Below are 18,935 nucleotides of genomic sequence, written 5' to 3' on the forward strand. Positions count from 1 at the left end.
GGGAAAAGTATGCAAGTAAATAATTTAGAAACTTTATTTAAAAAGACGTTAGCGACATCCAAGTTAACGGCGAAACAACAAGCCGTTTTACAAGTGAGCTTGAATCTTTTTTCTGAACAAGGCTTTGATGGGACCAGTACTAGCGAAATTGCTAAAGCGGCCGGTGTTTCTGAAGGGACTGTTTTTAAACAATTTAAGACGAAAGCCGGGATTTTGGAAGCACTGCTGAATCCCGTATTAGATGACGTCTTGCCAATGGCGGCTGGTGAATTTTTAACAGAAATGAATCAAAGCGATTTACCGAATTTTCAACAGTTATTACAATATATGATCGCTGATCGGATGAAATTCGTGTTAGAAAATCAGAAACAAATCCGCGTTTTTGCGCAAGAAATTATTCGTAATCCTAAAATTATCCAGACCTTGCAAGTTCGGGCGGCAGCCATGATTAAGGGTGAGGCCGGTGACTTTTTACAGCAATATAAAGATAGTGGGCAACTGGTAGATTGGCCAAGTGGACGGATTATTCAATACTTACTGGGCACCATTATTAGTTATGTGGCACCACAAGTTTTGCTGGTGCCGACTAAAGATTTTGATATTCAACAAGCTAGTACTGAAGCCGCCGAATTCTTAGCGCGAGGATTAGCGCCACAAAACTAAAATAAAACCGGTTAGTTAAGCAGATTAAGGCTGACTAATCGGTTTTTCAATTGAAAACTAAAGCTTGAAAGTTAAGTGTGACGGTAAAATATTTACTAGAATTGACTTAAGTCATGCTAAGTTGATCACCTACGCTAGCCAGTGATTCTGCCGGCTGTGGGGACCGGTTCCAGCCAAAATGCGGGCTTCCACCTCGCTTTTAAGCCTAGCCTAAATCGCTAGTCTCAAAAGTCGTCCACAGCGTAAGCCCGGAAAAATCATCCGGACTAACGCTGTTTTCAGGCCGGCGCCATCACTGGCTGACTTCGGTTGTATTGCGAATACCAATCAGTCTCGTAATCACCATCATAACTGAGAGTGAGTCCACATTGAGTTCAGACCGCTTTTTGGCTGAACCGGTCCGCCCACAGCGTTCCGGCTCAAGGTGGGCGAACGGTAGGTGGCAAGTAGGACTAGTTTTGATCGATTAATGCTTATCATATCAACGATTATTGCTAAAGTAGCTTTCAATCTTTAGTCTAAAATTAGTTGTTATTAGCAATAAGCATTCTATAGAGAAAAATATTGGAATGATCAAGTGACTGACAAACGATAAAAATCCAATTGCTGTAGCTAACAAAAAGCATCTTAATCGTATTTTATGGGCAACGCGTCTTACAAGACGTTAAAGCCGCAAAGACCTGATTAAGGATCTCTTAAATCAATCAGTTAAGTGGGTGAAATAGTCGTCAGGAGGATCAGTTATCGCTTACAATAGAAGTTAGAATGAAAAAAGGGGGTCGCTAGGATGACCGAACGTTACTTACCACCACTTGAACACGGGTTAACAGCGGCCGAGGTGCAGGCTCGAATTAAGGCGGGTCAACAAAATGAACCATTGCCACCACTAACTCGAAGCATTAAACAAATCTTTCGCGATAACTTATTAACGCTATTTAACGCCATTAACGTCTTATTAGGCGGCTTGGTTTTATTGACGGGGAGCTATAAGAATTTACTTTTCTTGTTTGTCGTGATTATGAACACGGCTATCGGTATTTTTCAAGAAATTCGAGCTAAACGTCAGGTTGATAAGTTAACGATTTTGTCGGCAGCCAAGAATCAAGTTTGGCGTGATGGCCAACTAGTCGCCCTCGATCAAGATGAGCTTGTGCAGGATGATCTGTTAAGTGTGACGCGGGGAGACCAGTTACCAATTGACGGGATCGTTCGAGCAACGACCGCGTTAGAAGTCGATGAGTCCCAAATCACCGGTGAAGCTGAACCAGTGATTAAAGGTAATGGTGATTCATTAACTTCTGGCAGTGTCATTATTGGTGGACATGGGGTCATCCAAGCTACAGCAGTTGGGCATGGTAGTTTTATTAAACAACTCGCTCGCCAGGCCAAACAAAACAAGCGAACGAGTAGCCAATTATTGACGATTATTAATCGGATTATTAAAATCTTGACGTTTACCATTATTCCGTTGGGCGCGGCGCTATTCATTTCAACGTTGATGCGTGGACAAGGGCAAAATCGAGCGATTTTAGGAACGGTTGCGGCGATGGTTGGCATGATTCCTGAAGGCTTGGTGTTATTGACTTCGGTGGCTTTAGCGGCGGGCGCCTTTACGCTCGGTCGGCATAAAGTTTTGGTGCGTGAGTTACCAGCGATTGAAGCGTTAGCCCGCGTTGATGTGCTTTGTTTAGATAAAACGGGAACGATTACGAGCGGTCAACTCAAATTTGACCGGGTAGAACCGTGGCAAAACGCAGACTTACAACAAGTGACGACAAGGCTTGCTAAATTAATGAGTGCGATTAATGATGACAACGAAACCGCGCAAGCGTTACAGATGGCGCTCGGCAAACCCGCGGTGACGCCCACCGAAGTATTACCATTTTCATCTAGTCGAAAATGGAGTGGCGCTAGTTTTGACGAGCAGTCGTTTGTGATTGGGGCGCCAGAATTTATTTTTGAGACGGTGCCAGAAACGTTAAAACAGCGAATTGCGGTATTGGCGCAAGACGGTTATCGCGTGTTAGTATTTGCCCAAACTTCGGCGTTAACAACGCCAAAGCCAACGGCACCGCAAGCGTTAGGTTTAATTTTAATTACGGATGAATTACGACCAAATGCTAAGGCAACGTTTGGTTTCTTTGAAAATCAAGATGTCGCGTTAAAAGTGATCTCTGGTGATAACCCGGTAACAGTGGCAAGTATTGCGCAACGAGCCGGTATTCATGGTGCGGATCAATTTATTGATATGAGTCAAGTTGGCACACAACCGGACTACGATCACTTGGTGGCCGCTTATAATGTTTTTGGTCGGGTAACGCCACAGCAGAAAGCTAAGCTAATTCAAGCGTATCAGCGCGCGGATCATACGGTTGCCATGACGGGTGATGGCGTCAATGATCTATTAGCGTTACGCCAAGCAGATTGCAGTATTGCGATGGCCACGGGGAGCGAAGCCACGAAGAGTTTGGCGGACTTTGTCTTAATTGACTCAAACTTTGATGCCATGATTCAGGTGTTAAACGAAGGTCGACGCGTTATCAATAATATTGAACGGGTGGCCGCTTTGTATTTGATTAAGACGATGTACTCTGTTGCCCTAACGTTGATCTTTATTTTTATGAGCCACAGTTATCCATTTGAACCGATTCAACTAACGCCAATTTCTTCGTTGATGGTTGGTATTCCGACGTTCTTCTTGGCTTTACAGCCGGACTATACCCGGATCACTGGTCGATTTATGAAGCAAGTAATGGAGATTGCCGTACCATCGGCCATTTGTGTCGTTGGTTACATTTTGGCGATTGATTTGTTAGGCACTGAGTTTCAGTTAACGTTTGCCGCCACGTCAACCTTGAGTGTGTTATTGACTGGTATCATCAGTCTGAATGCACTGTTAATTACGGCGCGGCCATTAAATCGCTTTAAGATTGGGTTGGTTGTGTTGATGGCGACATTATTTACTTTAGTCTTTCTTTTTGGTGGCTCAATCTTTTCGTTGGTCAGTTTGATTGACTGGCAGTTAGCAGCGGTTTATTTACCATTAATGATTAGTGCTTATCCTGTTTTTGTTATTTTGCAAAATGGTTTAGGACATCGAATCTTGAGCAAAATTAAATGGCGTTAGCCATAAAAAAACGTCAGTGATTTAAATCAATTCGCTGGCGTTTTTGCGTACTAATCTTTAGACTGACGATATTGACGGAAATAGTGATAGGCGATGCTTAACACGATGACGATAAAAATCACCCGAATGACCCAAGCAACGACTAGACTTGTAAAGATTAATTGAACTAAAGCAGTTAATGACATTTTACGAAACTCCTTTCTAGGTGGTGATAACTAATGACTAAACAATTTAAAACCGCGGCTGAACTCGGCCAATTTTTAAAACAAGCTCGTCGAACTAAACAACTTACACAAAAGCAATTAGCGACTGGTATTTGCGCCCAATCATTGATTAGTGCGTTAGAGGCGGGGACTTATTTGCCGAATGCGATCTTATTGGCCCAGTTATGTGAACGACTGGGCTTATCATTGGATGCAACCGTATTGGCACATTATCCAATGGTGTCGGTCGCATCCGACTTTAATACAACGGTCGAGACTTTGTGTAATCAGCATGCCTATTCAAAATTAGCGGCTTACTTAGCACAGCCGGCCGTTGAAGCGCAGTTGCAGACCGATGAAGATTTGGCTGTGTTTTACTATTATCAGGGGGTGGCGGCATTCCAAGGCCTGCATCAGGTCGCCGCGGCACAACAAGCTTTTAAGTTGGCCCTGACAATGGCACCAGTCACGTTGCGATTTTTAGTGCTTAGTGCGCAAGGCTTTGTTGCGATGCAGACTGGCCAGTTGACCAGTGGTCGTCAAGCCTTTAAGCAGGCCATCATTGCCATGCAAGACTTATCTCAATATGATGAAAATCAGCAATGTGTGTACTATCAGGCGGGATTAAGTGAATTTTACATTGAAAACTTGCCAACTGCACAAACGTATCTGGAACAAGGCATTGCGCTAGCAACGTCTCATCAATCCCATTACTTGTTGGCTGATTTATTGGTATTATCGGCTGCTTGTGCGGATCAACGGCATCAGCCGGCTAATGCTAAAAAAGCCCGTGAAGAAAGTGAACTACTGCAGCAACTCTTTCATCTGCAGACGTATCAATTTAACGATGAATCGTAACTTAAGAGCACCCGACCATGTTGACCGTGGGTTTGTGCGGTTTTAAAGGCCGTTTGAAAGTCGTGGAAATCGTAGGTCGCCCGAATAATTGGCTGTAATTGTTGCGTTGCTAGTAAGTCTAACAAATGGCGGTAATCTGCTGGTAGGAGTGGTCGGTTAGTGAATTGAAACGTTTGACTCGCCAATGGTGGTTGCCACTGTTGTAAACTGAGTGACCAGATTGCTAATTCAGGCTGGTTGGTTGATAGTTGCGTTAACAATTCTGGTTGGCCAACTGCATCAAGGAGTAGTGCTGGCTTAGGCAATTGTGCTAATTGGGGTGCTAACGGTTGGGTATAATCAAGTTCATAATTGCTACCTAACTGATGTAGCCAGGCCTTATTTTGAGGTGCGGTAAGGCCAATGACGATAGCGCCTTGTTCCTTTAATAATTGAATTAGCGCGGTACCGACGCCGCCGGTTGCACCAGTAACGATAACGACCTGGCCGGTTTGTACATGTGCGGCTTTGATCAGGCTTAAAGCGGCATCAGCACCACCAATTAACGTTGCCGCTGCGGCTAAACTGACCTCCGCTGGTAACTTGAATAAATAAGGCAAAGGTGGGACGACATTAATGGTTTGTGCCGCGCCGCTTGGATTAATACCCAAAACAGGTTGATCTTGTAGGCTTGCTGAACATAGTGCACCAACTTTGGTGACGGTTCCCGTGAAGCCATAACTGATAATCATTGGTGGTCGGCGGGCTTGCATCGATGCGAGTTCGCCATTTGCTAGGCGCCAATCCCAAGGTAAGATCGGGGTATAGGCCGTTTTCACGGTGACACTCAGCGGTGATGCCTTAGCAAGTGGTGTTTCTTCGAGTTGTAAACTTGATAGCCCTTCATAAGCCGTTTGAACAAGTGCAATCATAAAAATCACCTTCCTTTTGAATTACCGTGTAGTTTACGCGGTTGACTTATGAATGAAAAATCAGAGTTCTGATATTCTCTTTAGTCCATTTAATTTGATTTTGAATGCGCTTTACGATGAGCTATAATGTAAACCATACTTATTCGATGGAGGGGATGCGCAATGAAAATTCAAAAGATTACCGAAACTGCCATTGGGGCAGCCTTAGCAATTATTTTGAGTTACATCATTATTTTCCGGGCGCCACAAGGTGGGTCAATTTCACTTGTGATGGTGCCAATTCTGTGGGTTGCCCTTAAAAATGGGCTATGGGCTGGCGTGCTGTGTGGGGTCGTCACGGGTTCTGTGACCTTTATGTTTGGCGGCTTTTTCATGGCACCGTTACAGGTGTTATGTGATTATGTCCTCGCGTTTGGCGCTATTGGGGTAGCTGGGGCTTTTTCGAAATCTTTCTTAGTGGCAGTGGGTCAACATCGCATTGGTCGTGTAAACGGTGAAATTATTTTGAGTGGTGTTTTAGCGGGAGTATTGCGCTTGTTTTTCCATACCTTAGCCGGCATTGTGTTCTATTCAGCCTATGCGCCTAAGGGTCAACCAGTCTGGCTGTATTCCATCACTTACAACAGCTTATATGTGATTCCAGATACGATCTTGGCAATTGCTGGCGTCATGGTGTTAGCTAGCCGGGTCCCTAAGTTACTATTACGACAAGAATAGTGTCATTAATGTAGACAACGTGATCGCGTTGTCTTTTTTGATGGAGATCTTTAAGTTGATAATTGATGAGAAGTATAGACATAATAGGGTTTAACGGAAAGAATCATTTTTGGAGGCTTTTTAATGACAAATATGCATGCCGTGGTTGTCCAACAACCAGGTGATCCATCTGTATTGACTTATACGGAAGTACCACGCCCAACGGTTAAACCGGGTTGGAGTTTAGTTCAAGTCAAAGGGTTTGGGATTAATCATTCCGAAGTTTTTACACGCCAAGGGTTATCGCCTAGCGTTCAGTTCCCACGAATTTTAGGGATTGAAGCGGTTGGGGTGATCGTTGAAACAACAGATTCAAATCGTTTGCCAGTTGATCAAACGGTGATGTCATTTATGGGGGAAATGGGTCGTGATTACGATGGTAGTTATGCGGAATACGTTCTATTACCAAACGAGCAATTGCATCCGGTAACGACGGTTTTGTCATGGGCCGAATTAGCGGCGATTCCTGAAACAGGTTATACGGCATTTGGAGCGTTAACTGGCCTACGTTTACAGGCCAACGATCAATTATTGATTCGTGGTGGGACTAGTGGTGTTGGCGTGATGGCGACTAAATTAGCGCATGCTTTGGAACCGAGTGTACGAGTGACCAGTACGACGCGTCGTGCTGAAAAGACGGCCCAGTTAAAAGCGATAGGCGCCGATGACGTCATCAGTGGTGAATTATCTAAAACGGCTCGTTTTGATAAGATTTTAGACTTGATTGGACCGAAAACGGCCAAGGACTCACTTCAACACTTAAATATTGGTGGTATCGTCAGTTCAACGGGTCAATTGGGCGGTCAATGGACTTTTGATGATTTTGAACCCATTATGGATATCCCGAATAATCGATATTTAACCTCATTTTACTCTGGTGACGTTGATACTGACCTTTTGCAAGACTTACTAGCACTAATTGAAGCGAAACATGTTGATGTTAAACCTGCGCGCGTTTTTAAGCTTGATGAAGTGGCCCAAGCACATGAATTATTAGAGAGCCATCATAGTTTTGGCAAGTTAGTGGTTGTGATTTAATTAAAGGAGTTCGTGAATGGAAGTTAAACAAACTAAGAATCAAACGATTTATTTACGGTTGGCTAAGGGCGAATCCCTATTACCGACAATTCAGCAGGTTTGTCAGCAGTTAAACGTCACCGGTGGCTATTTTACCGGTATTGGTGCTTGCAACGCTGCCACCATTGCAACTTACTTACCAGATAAACAAGATTTCATTGATCATGAATTTACCGGTATGTTGGAATTGGTCTCATTAACTGGCAACATCTCACTAGATCATGATCAACAACCATACTTACATGCGCATGCCAGTTTTTCGTATTTGGATGCAGCGCAAAAAGTGGTACTAACCGGTGGTCATTTAAAGGCCGCCACCATTGGGTATACTGGCGAAATTGTGATTACGCCAGCTGGATTTGCGATTCAACGTCAATTTGATGACGCGGCTGGGATTGATGTTTGGCAATTACCAACTGATTGATAAAAAGTGCAACCTCAAGTTGAAGGTTGCACTTTTTGATTAATGAGATTTCACTTGATTGGCGATATAACGGTAGCCTTGTGTTTGACCACCAAATCCCCAGTCATCGGCGTTGACGTCTTGTAAGACAATATAGCTAGTTGGTGTGACTTGACCCAGTAAATGCTTCAGCCCGGCGAAGGCTTCTGCAATAAAGCGTGCCTTTTCATTACGGGTATTTGTGCCAGCGGTTAATTTCACTTCCAAATAGAAGTTTTGCGCCGTAACCGATTGTCCACCAACAAACCAACGCTTAGGATCGACAAACTGAATATCAACAGCGGCCACGTCGGCTTGTTTACCGAGCACATTGGCGGCTAAATCGGTTAATAAGGTCGCCACCGCTTGAGCGGTTGTTGCTGACTCGGAAGTTGCTAAACGAACATTTAAATAAGGCATGATAAGTCCTCCAATTGATTTGATGAACTTAGTATAGGTCACTCAAAGATACTTGCCTATTTTCAAAAAGTGGTATGATTATCACAAAAAGTGATAACTGGAGTTGAGTAAATGCAAATTCATGACTTGGAAGTCTTTCAAACGTTATATGAGCGTCGATCGATTAACCAAACGGCCAAAGTGTTGCGGTATTCGCAATCAAATATTACGGCCCGTTTAAAAGCGTTAGAAGCGGAATTGCAAACGCCATTATTTATTCGCAGTTATCAAGGATTACAGCCGACTAAAGCGGGTGAATTGACTTATCAATATACGCAAACGGTGTTGCAAGCGACGCGTCAATTACGCACACAACTACAAGCAAAGACGAAGATTCAAACGGTCACCATTTCATCATTGTTGTTCAATTACTTGGTCGTCCAACAACGTCGTTATTCGTTAACCAACTATCAGTTTAAAATTGCCTCATCAACGGCCATCGCGACAGCGACACACTTAGATGATCCGCTAGTCATTACGTATGCTAACTTTCAAAATGATCGTTATCTGTTATCGAGTACGGATTGGCTAACCACCCAGCTACTATCCAGTGATGGGGAAATTGATAAGCGCCCGTATTTGGTGAATAGTGATCAATATTGTCCTTTTCGACAACGAACATTAGCCATGGCGACTGATACTGATCAAGTTTTGGCGATTGATTCATGGGAAAGTCTTATTGAGTTGGTTCAGCAAGGCCAAGGAGTGGCGTTATTACCAAAATATTTAGTGGCACAAAAGCAGCTAGTCCCAGTTTCTGATTCGGACACAATTAAATTACCTTATCGAACGTATTTATTAAAAGACAATGGTTAATTCAGTTAAGGAGCGGTTATGATGGCAATTCCAGATCCAAATCAGGTTCATCCCAATCCAGCGATTCAAGAACTCGTTTTCTTGAAAAATGTGATTACACGACCCAATATTGAAGTCGGTGACTATACGTATTATGATGATCCAGTTGATCCGATGGCCTTTGAAAGCCACGTGACGCATCATTATGATTTTTTAGGTGATCGGTTAATCATCGGAAAGTTTTGTTCGATTGCCCAAGGCATTGAATTTGTGATGAATGGCGCTAACCACGTGATGCGGGGGGCTTCAACGTATCCATTTAATATTTTGGGTGGTGATTGGCAAGCGTATACACCGGAATTATCGGACCTCCCGTTAAAAGGCGATACGATCGTTGGCAATGATGTGTGGCTTGGGCAAAATGTGACAGTCTTGCCGGGAGTGACGATTGGTGATGGCGCGATTGTTGGGGCCAATAGTGTCGTGACTAAATTGGTTCCACCGTACACCATTGTTGGCGGCAATCCAGCGCAAATGATCCGGCCAAGATTTAAAGATGAAGTTAGTCAAGCCTTATTAAAACTTGCCTGGTGGAATCAAGATATTCACTGGATCACAGCGCATATCTCGGCTTTGACCCAGACGACACCAACGATTAGCCAACTGAACACTTGGTTAGCGGAGTTGGCTTGATTGACAAGCCAAGACTGAACATGCTAAGCTATCGGTGTTAAATAGAGGGAGGGTTGTTTGATGTCGGTCATTCGTTAAGCTTTAGACGCGAATTGTTAAAATAGATCATTTGATCTATTAATTTCGTGTACCCTAAATGCTCAAACGAAGACTTACAGTCAGGCAACACTCGTAAGGAATTCTTTTGTGGTGTCGTGGGTCAAACTCACGGCATCTTTTTTATAATCGCAAGCATTAGGGTACCAGGACTTGCGAAAGGATAAAAAATTGATTATTAATTTAAAAACTTACGGCTTAACAGCCGCTTTTGAAACTGCCGCTGCTAAAAATGCTGATTTAGACTTAGCCCGAGTTACCGCTCAACATCGTGAACGTTATCAAGTCATCACGACGTCAGGAGAACGAACGGTGACAGTAACCGGCAAGCTTAGTCATCAAGCGATGACACCGGTGGACTTTCCAACGGTTGGTGATTGGGTCTTAGTAACCCCAATCAAGACAACGACTGAACAAAGTGTGATTACCACCATACTGCCGCGGCATAGCGTTTTAGCCCGAACGGCTGCCGGTAGCGACGTCACCGGTCAACTCATTGCCGCAAATGTTGATACGTTGTTTATTTGTATGGCACTAAACGCTGATTTTAATGTGCGGCGATTGGAACGGTATTTAACGATGGCATGGGATAGTGGTGCAACACCTGTCATTGTGTTAACGAAGGCTGATCTATGCCAAGATTTATCCGATAAATTGGCAGCTTTGGCCGATGTGGCGATGGGGGCGGAAGTGGTTACCTGTTCGATGGCAACTGGCGACGGCCTATCAGCGGTGCAGGCGTACACGACCGCTGGCAAAACGGTTGCGTTTGTCGGCTCATCGGGTGTTGGAAAATCGACGTTGATTAACCATTTAATCGGTGATGACGTGCTAGTGACTAAGACGATTCGGGCCGATGATGATAAAGGTCGGCATGCGACAACTGCGCGCCAATTATTGTTATTGCCAGGTGGTGGCATTGTGATTGATACGCCCGGTATGCGTGAATTACAACTGTATACGGGGGATCTTGATAGAACGTTTGCCGATATAGCGACTTTAGCACAGCAGTGTAAATTCCGAAATTGTCGGCACCAAAGTGAGCCGGGTTGTGCAGTACAAGCCGCGATCGCAACTGGCGAATTGGCAATGGATCGGTGGGAGAGTTATCAAAAATTGCAGACCGAATTGCAGTATCAAGGCATGACGGCCCGTGAACGGGAAAACGCCAAGATCGACCGATTGTTTGGTGGTAAGACTGCTATGCGTCAATTGCTAAAATCTGTAAAACATCGGTAATCAAAGGTTGAAAGATAAAATCTGAGTTACGCTAAATTAGTCATCTACGCCAGCCAGTGATTCTGCCGGCTGTGGGACCGTTTCCAGCCCCAAGGCCGGGCTTACATCTCGCTTTTAAGCCTAGCAAAAACCGCTAGTCTCAAAAGTCGTCCACAGCGTAAGCCCGGAAAAATCATCCGGACTAACGCTGTTTTCACGGCCGGCGCCATCACTGGCTGACTCCGGTTATATCGTCCATCACGGAAACTAAGTAATCCATCATAACCGAGAGTGAGCTCACATTGAGCCCAGCCGTGGGAGACTCTTAGCGATTTATCGCTTAGAGACTGGCGCTTTTGAAACGCGGGTTTGGCGGTTCAAAACGATGGTCCAGATCGTTCCTTGGCTGGGCCGGTCCGCCCACAGCGTTCCGGCTCAATGTGGCAATGTGGGCGAACGGCAGGTGGCAAGTATAAGTTTTTTTGGCTGATGAACACTTGCTATATCAACGATTACTGCTAAAAAGTAACTTTCAATCTTTAGATTGGTAATTATGTCAAACACCCCAGCTAACCAAAATGGCTAGTTGGGGTGTCTTTTTTATCATTATTTTTGTAAGTTGACCCAAAGGACATCTAAAACAAGACCGGTGATCAAAGCTGCGACAATGGGAATAACGAGCAGCTTAAGGCTAATCCCGACGATACCCCAACCAGTTAAGCCCAAGCCAATGGTTAGGACACAATTGAGTAAAACGGCATTTAAAACAGCCCGGCTAGGTTGTTGCTGCCAAAAGTGAGTGGTCGTTCTGGTGATGAGAATTGTCAACATGGCACTGAAAACTAAATAAACGTAGAGTGCCGTACTTAATTGATCGAGTGGTGTGCCGTTCTTTAGTAAGCCAGCTAGTAGGCCGAAACCAACAAGTGTCCAACCGGCAGCCAGGCCACCGGCTAAGCGCGCTAGGCGACTCAAGTTCCAATGTTCAGGATGAGTCGTGATGCTGGTACGGTCGGTACCTAAGACTAGCGTCACTAAATCATTCAGAATCGCAACCAGTATCAGGGCATTTAATGCTAGTGGCACCCGGTTAAGCCATAAATAGCCACCAGTGAGTAGTAAGGTGAGTTCAGCCGTACGTGATAATTTAGTGATTGTCCAAGTCATCATTCGTTGATAGACCCGATGTCCACTATCTAGTAATTGAACTAAAGTAGATAGGCCTGGTGTCATTAGCACTACCTTAGCTGAACGTTTAGCTAAATCAACCGCATTATTGACAGCAATCCCAACTTCGGCTTGCTTTAAAGCTGGGGCATCGTTGACGCCATCCCCAGTCATCCCAACGATATAACCAGCTTGTTGAAATTGTTGCACGATAGCCAGTTTGTTTTCTGGGGTCACGGCAGCAATTCCAGCTAGTTGGGTTAAATCAGTGGCGGGAGTCAAGTCATGGTAGGCTAAGACTTTTCCAGTTAAATTCACGGCTTTAGCAACTGCTTCGGCCGTTTTAGGATGATCCCCAGTTAGCATAATCACTTGAACACCACGTTGTTGAAGTGATTGAATAGCTGCAGCACTGTCTGGCCGTGGTTGATCTTGTAACATGAATACGCCCATTAATTGGTCAGCAACCATCACCGCAACGGTTCGATTGGTATCGGCGGTTATGGCGGTTGGTAAAGTCGGTGAGTTAGTCGCCATTGCGGCTAAACGTTGCCAGCTGCCTAACTTAACTGAAACATGACCTTGGCCAGTATTGACGATTGCAGCAGCATAACCGATGGTGGCATCAAATGGACTGAACTTGACTGGAACTAGTGGCGTTAAATGTTGTTGAGTGGCTGCGTTTAAAATGGCGTTGTCGACAACGCTAGGGTGTTGCTGATCAACCGCACTAGTCGCCATTTCCAATAGCCACTGGTCAGTTTTGCTTGAAAAGTTGTCGCAACGCTGAACTTCTGGTCGATTCATGGTAATCGTTCCAGTCTTATCTAAAAGTAATAAGTTCAGGTTGGCTGCTTCTTGAATACCACTGAGATCGCTTACTAAAACATGTTGCTGACTGAGTACCTGGGCTTCAACCGAATTGGCAACGGCAAAGCTTGATGGCATGGCAATTGGAATCGTTGCAATAAAGAGCATTGCCAAAAACGGGAGCATCGCAACGAGATCTGCTCGACGAAAAATGGCCGTGATGAGTAATAAGACGGCTAAGATCGTATCCAGCAAGGCCAGATAGCCGATAATTTTGCCGAGTAATTGTTGTAAATGTCCAGGAGCCGAATGTTGATTTAAGAGACTAATGGTTTTGCCAGCACGGCTTGCAGCGCCGGTTGCGGTAACCGTTGCAAGACTGTGTCCTGATAAAATCGTGGTACCCGCATAGGCCGTGGCATGACGTTCGCGTTGAACCGCTGTTGATTCACCCGTAATGGAACTTTCATCGATTGTTAGCGATGCGGTTAATAGGTCAACATCGGCTGGGATGATATCGCCACGTCGCAAACTGACCAAATCGCCACGAACCAATTGGTTGACCGGGATGGTTAGCCATTGGTCAGAGCGTTTGACTGCAGCTGTTGGTGTTAGGTCATTTGAGAGTGATTGTAAAACCCGCTGGGCGCGTCGGGCCTGAATCGCCCCAGTGACGGCTGCGAATAATAACATCAGAATGATAAAACCCGCTTGAATGAATTTGCCTGAGCCGATTTCTACTAGGAGGGCGCCCTCTAAAATCCAAGCACTTGGTTCCCATAGCCGACTTAGAATGGCGCGTTTAAAGTTGAATGCGGTTATGGCAACCTCATTAAGACCATCTTCATGTAATCGTTGTGTTGCTTGCGTTTTCGTTAGTCCAGTTAAGGTTGAATCTGTGGTAGCCATAAAAACCGTCACCTTTCTAAAGACACCAAATGGGCCATGTTATTGCTGCAATTAGCAACTACCAAGACCCATTGAGTGACCATTTTATTTAATGATTGTTTTAAAGCTTAATCAAATTGAACGTCGTCAGGGAAATGAGCTAAACGCGTCCCATCAGCACCGAGTTCTTCTTCAATCCGTAGTAATTGATTGTATTTTTCAACACGTTCAGAACGAGCAGGGGCACCAGACTTTAATTCAGCAGCGTTGGTGGCAACGGTAAAGTCAGCCACAAACGTATCACCAGTTTCACCAGAACGATGTGAAATCATGGTGGTGTAGCCATTCTTACGTGCCAAACGGATTGCTGCTAAGGTTTCAGTAACTGTCCCAATTTGGTTGAGCTTGATTAAAATGCTGTTAGCCATCCCTTGATTAATCGCATCGCGGATCAACTTAGGGTTGGTGCAGACGGGATCATCGGTAACGATTTGAACCCGATCGCCAGCCTTCTTTGTAAAGGTGGCAAAGTTATCCCAATCTTCTTCGCCGTAAGGGTCTTCGATTGAAATGATTTCAGGGAAGTCATCTAATAATTTCATGTAGTAATCGCTAAGTTCATCAGGCGTATAAGTTTTGCCTTCAAAATCGTAGTTCTTGGTGTCGCGGTTGTAGAAGTATGAAGCGGCGGCATCAAAGGCAATCGCAATTTCTTTACCAGGTGTATAACCCGCTTGCACAATTGCTTGGTGGAGCATCGTTAAAGCATCGCGTGAGTTCTTGAGATTAGGGGCGAACCCACCTTCATCACCTAAGCCAGTTGTATAGCCCGCAGCTTCGATGACCTTTTTCAACGTATGATAAGTGTTGGCAATCTTTTCAAAGCCGTCACGGAAACTGGTCCGTTCAACTGGGGTAATCATGAATTCTTGGATGTCGATGCCGTTGTCGGCATGTTCACCACCATTGATGACATTGTGGAAAGTTTGTGGTAATTCTAAATCGGTCCCACCTAAATAACGATAAAGCGGTTGATGAGTTGCAATAGCTGCGGCCCGAGCCGTTGCCATCGAGACACCTAGAATAGCGTTGGCACCGAGACGGGCTTTATTAGGCGTGCCATCTAAGTCAATCATGAGTTGATCAACATGAGCTTGATTGAATGGATCAGCGCCATGCAACGCTTCATTGATTTCGGTGTTAACGTTATTAACGGCCTTTAAGACACCTTTACCTTGTAAGCGATCACCGCCATCACGCAATTCAACGGCTTCTTTTTCACCGGTTGAAGCCCCAGAAGGCACTTCAGCCCGGCCTAATGTGCCATCTGAAAGAATGACATCAGCTTCTACTGTAGGGTTGCCCCGTGAATCAAAAATCTCGCGTGCCTTTACAGATTCAATAACAGTTTTCATACAATAAAACTCCCTTTCGATGATTAAAAAAATGACGACTACTACATTAAAAGAACATGTAGTAGACGTCATCAAATTGATTATCAATTATTTAAGTGGCGAACGTCATCGCCGATTCACTTTAACAAGGTCATACTACATCTCACAGAACTGAACGTCAAGGAAGTTAAATAATAAAACAGTTGGGTTAATTAAGTCGGTTATTGGCTTGAAATCAAGGCTTGGTGCGGATGGATGTTGGTAGAGTTATCTTTAAAATATAAAAAAATCTTTTTTTAAAGTGTTTACTGACTTAATTAATTTATTAATTTTAAGTTGATTGTGTTAGTAATTAGGCGTTGATTAAATCCGTGAAAAAGGCTTTTTCAGCTAAATTACACTCCTGACCTAATGGATCACGCATGTCTAAGTGAAAGACGTGCCCGCGAGTATGATCTTCATCACCATAGACGTTAAATGTGTGTGGCAGTTGATGATCAATCAAAAATTGATCAAAACGAATGCCTTCATCATGTAGGAAATCTTGGTTTGCAGTCATCACATAAAGTGGGGGTATCGCTGAACTTAAATAATCCTCTGTACGAATGGCCGCGGCGTATTCTTTTCGTGCGCTGGGGGTGAAGTAGGCCAGACCAACGATACTACCGTCGTCCAAGGCTCCGGGTCGATCGAGAAAGTATAACCCACAGTTAAGCGCGGCACCTTTGAAGTGAATGCCGGGATCAGTCACACCTAGTAAGTCACGATAATCAGCGTTAGTGGTTAACGCTAGGGCTTGCTCGGTCAAGGTGCCGCCAGCACTATCGCCGGTGACAAAGAGATTGTTAAGGTCAAAGTGGTAGGTGGCGGCTTGTTGTTTAACCCAAGTCAACACTGCCGCCGTGTCTAACAGCGCGCCGGGAAAGATGGTTTCTGGCGCTAATCGATAATTGAAATTGACAACGGCAAACCCATTTTGGGCCCACCAAAGGCAATAGTGTTGGTAAAGTTCTTTATCACCATAGACGAAACCACCACCATGAATATTAATGACAGTTGGTATTGGTTCAGTGGTACCTGTTGGTAAATAAACATCTAGCTGGTTAGCGACCCCGGCTGGTCCATAACTGAGGTTATCGAAACGCTGGACTTCCGGAAAATGAGTGGGCAGGTTAGCATCACGTTTGGCATCGTTATCGTGCCATTCTGTTCGCATTTTGGTAACGGCTTGCATGACTGAATCATTAGTTGACATAAGTTAAAGACTCCTTTTATTTTTTGAGGGCAACAGCGGTATGCTGATGTTGCCAGTAAGTACTGGCTAAGGTAAGTAAACTTAAAATTAGTAAACCAATCGCACAAATACTCATCGTACCGGTAACACCAGTTAGTCCGGTTAATTTAGCCAAGGCATTGACAACGGTTGGTGAAATAAAAACGCCGATGTTAGTCATAACGAGCATAACGGATGATGCTAAATTTTCTGAACCAGTTGGCGCTTGCGTATTAACCAAGGTGTAGATATAAGGAATGGTGATCGCGAACCCCACACCAATAATCATAGTCGCTAAAGTGACCATCATTAGTGTGGCACCTTGACTAACACCTAGAAAGCCGGCAGCCATGATGACCAGTCCTAAGGGGAGCACCCAGTGAGTGAGCTGTTGGTAGACTTTGCCATAACCTAAGCCAACTAACATTGACACTAAAGTGAACCCACCCAAAACAGCGGAAGCCTGTGCAGCAGTCCCTAGATTCTTGGTTGTAACTAATGTGGCCAATTGAACGGTAACGACCATGAAAAAAACGTAGAGCGCTAAAGTGAGCACGGAAATTAAGATCACTGATAAGTTTAACCGTTGATGGTGAGTTACTTTCGGTTGGGTAGCAGTTTTAGCAGTATTCTCGTTTGTCATGCCAATTAAAAAGGCAATAAAGATCGGTAGGGCAATCGCATAGATCAGAAACGTGGCGTGCCAACCAAAGATAATTAAGTAACTCACGGCAAAGGACATCACTGAACTACCCAAGGACTGAAAGGCACTTTGAAAGCCCATCATAGTTGCTAGTTCGTCACCACGATAATAGTGTGAAATAAGACTGATGGCTAAAGAATTGAAAAGGCCGATCCCAAATCCTAGTAACAAACGAGCAATTAAGATAATTGGATAATTCGTGATAAAAACTGGTAAAACACCAGTGATGAAGGCAATGGCTAGTCCAACTAAAATGGTTCGTTTGGCGCCGATACGTAGATTTAAAGGTGCCCCACAAAAAATGCCAAAGATAATGCCTAGATTTGGAATTGTTGATAGGGTTTCCACGGCTGAGGCAGATTGGTTACCAAAGGTTTTAGCCATTAATGGTATTGCGGCGGCGATGTTTGGCGCAATCATTAGCATCAATGATAACGACAGTAACATCAGTTTAAATGATTTCGATTGACTTTTTTGCATATTGTTCACTCCCATAGTTATGATGTTGTTCAACAAGATTTATCATATTATGAAAGCGCTTCATGCGGTGGCTGAATCTTAACTAAAAAAAGGTTAATTCTTGACCTGCTGTCGATATTTTAAGGGAGTCATCGCATAAGTACGATAAAAACTTTTTCGAAAGGCTTTGGCGTTTGAAAATCCCGTTAAATCAGCAATGGCATCAATGGATTGTTGGCTGTTGGTCACTAGTTGATAGGCATCATGTAGCCGGATTAACTGTAAATATTGCATGACGCTCATGCCGATTTGACCCTTGAATGACCGTGATAAGTAGCCCACAGATAGATGCATCGCATCCGCTAATTTCGGGAGTGTTAGGGTTTCACGCGAGTGAGCAGTTAAATAAGCGATGACTTGTTGTGCGATTGTTAGTTGTGGTGTTGCCTGTAGATTATTTAGGAGTTCGCGATGGTCACAGTGATTTTTCAATAGTTGGTAAATAATGTCATAAAGCGCACTTTTTTGACTAAGTGCTTTTAATGTCGGGTTTGTTTCAGTTTCGGCAACCATCATTTGGGTTAAGCGCCGGCATAATTTTTGATCAACTGGTTGCGTCTCGAACCAACAGTGATTGAAATCAGGAATCAGTTGCTCTAAAAATGAGTAAGTGATTTGTAGCGTTAGTGCCGTTGTCGTCGGGCTATTTTTAAATTGGTGCACACCGTGGACGGCATTGGGATTAATCACGATGAGTTGTTGTCCGTTGACGGTAATAGGCTGACCATCGATAAAATATTGAATTCGGCCACTGATCACGTAGTTAATTTCTAAAGCTTGATGCCAATGCAATAAGATCTCAGCTTCCGGATCACGATGAATAATGACACGAAAGGGTGCTTCAGGGGCCGTGGTGACTAATTCATGTTTATACATGTGGTAG

17 protein-coding genes and 1 riboswitch are annotated in these 18,935 nt (G+C 44.2%); of the genes, 9 read left to right on the top strand and 8 right to left on the bottom strand.

Annotated elements, in window-relative coordinates:
- The first annotated feature begins 9 nt into the window (after nt 1–9).
- A complete protein-coding gene (locus FFM84_RS02345; protein ID WP_130843600.1) occupies nt 10–663 on the top strand; it encodes a TetR/AcrR family transcriptional regulator in 654 nt (217 codons plus the stop codon).
- A gap of 787 nt (nt 664–1,450) precedes the next feature.
- On the top strand, nt 1,451–3,790 hold the full coding sequence (locus tag FFM84_RS02350; RefSeq protein WP_130843599.1) for a cation-translocating P-type ATPase: 2,340 nt from the start codon (nt 1,451–1,453) through the stop codon (nt 3,788–3,790).
- Nucleotides 3,791–3,840: 50 nt separating this feature from the next.
- On the opposite strand, the gene FFM84_RS16395 is transcribed toward FFM84_RS02350, so the two are convergent.
- Nucleotides 3,841–3,975, bottom strand: a complete 135-nt coding sequence (locus FFM84_RS16395; RefSeq protein WP_263854344.1) for a hypothetical protein — start codon at nt 3,973–3,975, stop codon at nt 3,841–3,843.
- Between the two features lie 33 nt (nt 3,976–4,008).
- Here FFM84_RS16395 and FFM84_RS02355 point away from each other — a divergent pair, with 33 nt between their 5' ends.
- Nucleotides 4,009–4,851 (top strand): helix-turn-helix domain-containing protein, encoded by an 843-nt coding sequence (locus tag FFM84_RS02355; RefSeq protein ID WP_130843598.1) that lies wholly within the window; start codon nt 4,009–4,011, stop codon nt 4,849–4,851.
- On the opposite strand, the gene FFM84_RS02360 is transcribed toward FFM84_RS02355, so the two are convergent.
- Nucleotides 4,830–5,762, bottom strand: a complete 933-nt coding sequence (locus tag FFM84_RS02360; RefSeq protein WP_130843597.1) for a quinone oxidoreductase family protein — start codon at nt 5,760–5,762, stop codon at nt 4,830–4,832. The two genes, FFM84_RS02355 and FFM84_RS02360, sit on opposite strands and share 22 nt — an antisense overlap.
- Before the next feature lie 162 nt (nt 5,763–5,924).
- On the opposite strand from FFM84_RS02360, the gene thiT reads away from it, so the two are divergent.
- From thiT to FFM84_RS02375, 3 genes are all read left to right on the top strand, one after another.
- The gene (thiT, locus tag FFM84_RS02365) at nt 5,925–6,479 is read left to right on the top strand and encodes an energy-coupled thiamine transporter ThiT (protein WP_130843596.1); all 555 of its coding nucleotides are present in this window, start codon (nt 5,925–5,927) and stop codon (nt 6,477–6,479) included.
- Between the two features lie 132 nt (nt 6,480–6,611).
- Complete coding sequence (locus FFM84_RS02370; protein WP_165450052.1) at nt 6,612–7,556, top strand: zinc-binding alcohol dehydrogenase family protein; 945 nt, start codon at nt 6,612–6,614, stop codon at nt 7,554–7,556.
- A 16-nt stretch (nt 7,557–7,572) separates the two neighbouring features.
- A complete protein-coding gene (locus tag FFM84_RS02375) occupies nt 7,573–8,019 on the top strand; it encodes a PPC domain-containing DNA-binding protein (protein WP_130843594.1) in 447 nt (148 codons plus the stop codon).
- Between the two features lie 39 nt (nt 8,020–8,058).
- Here FFM84_RS02375 and FFM84_RS02380 read toward each other — a convergent pair whose 3' ends face one another.
- Nucleotides 8,059–8,457 carry a tautomerase family protein gene (locus tag FFM84_RS02380; protein ID WP_130843593.1) on the bottom strand — a complete coding sequence of 133 codons (399 nt, stop codon included), beginning with the start codon at nt 8,455–8,457 and terminating at the stop codon, nt 8,059–8,061.
- A gap of 111 nt (nt 8,458–8,568) precedes the next feature.
- Between FFM84_RS02380 and FFM84_RS02385 the strand changes: the two genes are divergently transcribed.
- From FFM84_RS02385 to rsgA, 3 genes are all read left to right on the top strand, one after another.
- Entirely contained in the window at nt 8,569–9,312 is a 744-nt protein-coding gene (locus FFM84_RS02385; protein ID WP_130843592.1) for a LysR family transcriptional regulator, read from the top strand.
- 21 nt (nt 9,313–9,333) lie between these two features.
- Nucleotides 9,334–9,984 (top strand): Vat family streptogramin A O-acetyltransferase, encoded by a 651-nt coding sequence (locus FFM84_RS02390; protein ID WP_130843591.1) that lies wholly within the window; start codon nt 9,334–9,336, stop codon nt 9,982–9,984.
- 249 nt (nt 9,985–10,233) lie between these two features.
- A complete protein-coding gene (gene rsgA / locus FFM84_RS02395; RefSeq protein WP_225424678.1) occupies nt 10,234–11,319 on the top strand; it encodes a ribosome small subunit-dependent GTPase A in 1,086 nt (361 codons plus the stop codon).
- A 585-nt stretch (nt 11,320–11,904) separates the two neighbouring features.
- Here rsgA and FFM84_RS02400 read toward each other — a convergent pair.
- From FFM84_RS02400 to FFM84_RS02420, 5 genes are all read right to left on the bottom strand, one after another.
- Nucleotides 11,905–14,184 (bottom strand): HAD-IC family P-type ATPase, encoded by a 2,280-nt coding sequence (locus FFM84_RS02400; RefSeq protein ID WP_130843590.1) that lies wholly within the window; start codon nt 14,182–14,184, stop codon nt 11,905–11,907.
- A 107-nt stretch (nt 14,185–14,291) separates the two neighbouring features.
- Nucleotides 14,292–15,578 carry a phosphopyruvate hydratase gene (gene eno, locus FFM84_RS02405; protein ID WP_130843589.1) on the bottom strand — a complete coding sequence of 429 codons (1,287 nt, stop codon included), beginning with the start codon at nt 15,576–15,578 and terminating at the stop codon, nt 14,292–14,294.
- Nucleotides 15,579–15,633: 55 nt separating this feature from the next.
- Nucleotides 15,634–15,700: riboswitch (Fluoride riboswitch) on the bottom strand.
- Nucleotides 15,701–15,909: 209 nt separating this feature from the next.
- Nucleotides 15,910–16,812: an alpha/beta hydrolase gene (locus tag FFM84_RS02410; protein WP_130843588.1), complete on the bottom strand. Its 903-nt coding sequence runs from the start codon at nt 16,810–16,812 to the stop codon at nt 15,910–15,912.
- A 16-nt stretch (nt 16,813–16,828) separates the two neighbouring features.
- On the bottom strand, nt 16,829–18,013 hold the full coding sequence (locus FFM84_RS02415; protein ID WP_165444370.1) for an MFS transporter: 1,185 nt from the start codon (nt 18,011–18,013) through the stop codon (nt 16,829–16,831).
- A gap of 93 nt (nt 18,014–18,106) precedes the next feature.
- Nucleotides 18,107–18,928 (bottom strand): AraC family transcriptional regulator, encoded by an 822-nt coding sequence (locus FFM84_RS02420; protein WP_130843586.1) that lies wholly within the window; start codon nt 18,926–18,928, stop codon nt 18,107–18,109.
- Nucleotides 18,929–18,935 lie beyond the last annotated feature (7 nt).

The sequence above is a fragment of the Lactiplantibacillus mudanjiangensis genome (genome assembly GCF_005405385.1).
Taxonomy (GTDB): domain Bacteria; phylum Bacillota; class Bacilli; order Lactobacillales; family Lactobacillaceae; genus Lactiplantibacillus; species Lactiplantibacillus mudanjiangensis.

Bases quoted from the DNA above. Each gene is read 5' to 3' on its own strand.
- FFM84_RS16395 (WP_263854344.1), bottom strand. From the start codon at position 3,975: ATGTCATTAACTGCTTTAGTTCAATTAATCTTTACAAGTCTAGTCGTT.
- FFM84_RS02390 (WP_130843591.1), top strand. From the start codon at position 9,334: ATGGCAATTCCAGATCCAAATCAGGTTCATCCCAATCCAGCGATTCAA.
- FFM84_RS02400 (WP_130843590.1), bottom strand. From the start codon at position 14,184: ATGGCTACCACAGATTCAACCTTAACTGGACTAACGAAAACGCAAGCA.
- FFM84_RS02375 (WP_130843594.1), top strand. From the start codon at position 7,573: ATGGAAGTTAAACAAACTAAGAATCAAACGATTTATTTACGGTTGGCT.
- FFM84_RS02420 (WP_130843586.1), bottom strand. From the start codon at position 18,928: ATGTATAAACATGAATTAGTCACCACGGCCCCTGAAGCACCCTTTCGT.
- eno (WP_130843589.1), bottom strand. From the start codon at position 15,578: ATGAAAACTGTTATTGAATCTGTAAAGGCACGCGAGATTTTTGATTCA.
- FFM84_RS02380 (WP_130843593.1), bottom strand. From the start codon at position 8,457: ATGCCTTATTTAAATGTTCGTTTAGCAACTTCCGAGTCAGCAACAACC.
- FFM84_RS02370 (WP_165450052.1), top strand. From the start codon at position 6,612: ATGCATGCCGTGGTTGTCCAACAACCAGGTGATCCATCTGTATTGACT.
- FFM84_RS02350 (WP_130843599.1), top strand. From the start codon at position 1,451: ATGACCGAACGTTACTTACCACCACTTGAACACGGGTTAACAGCGGCC.
- FFM84_RS02415 (WP_165444370.1), bottom strand. From the start codon at position 18,013: ATGCAAAAAAGTCAATCGAAATCATTTAAACTGATGTTACTGTCGTTA.
- FFM84_RS02360 (WP_130843597.1), bottom strand. From the start codon at position 5,762: ATGATTGCACTTGTTCAAACGGCTTATGAAGGGCTATCAAGTTTACAA.
- thiT (WP_130843596.1), top strand. From the start codon at position 5,925: ATGAAAATTCAAAAGATTACCGAAACTGCCATTGGGGCAGCCTTAGCA.
- FFM84_RS02355 (WP_130843598.1), top strand. From the start codon at position 4,009: ATGACTAAACAATTTAAAACCGCGGCTGAACTCGGCCAATTTTTAAAA.
- FFM84_RS02385 (WP_130843592.1), top strand. From the start codon at position 8,569: ATGCAAATTCATGACTTGGAAGTCTTTCAAACGTTATATGAGCGTCGA.
- FFM84_RS02345 (WP_130843600.1), top strand. From the start codon at position 10: ATGCAAGTAAATAATTTAGAAACTTTATTTAAAAAGACGTTAGCGACA.
- FFM84_RS02410 (WP_130843588.1), bottom strand. From the start codon at position 16,812: ATGTCAACTAATGATTCAGTCATGCAAGCCGTTACCAAAATGCGAACA.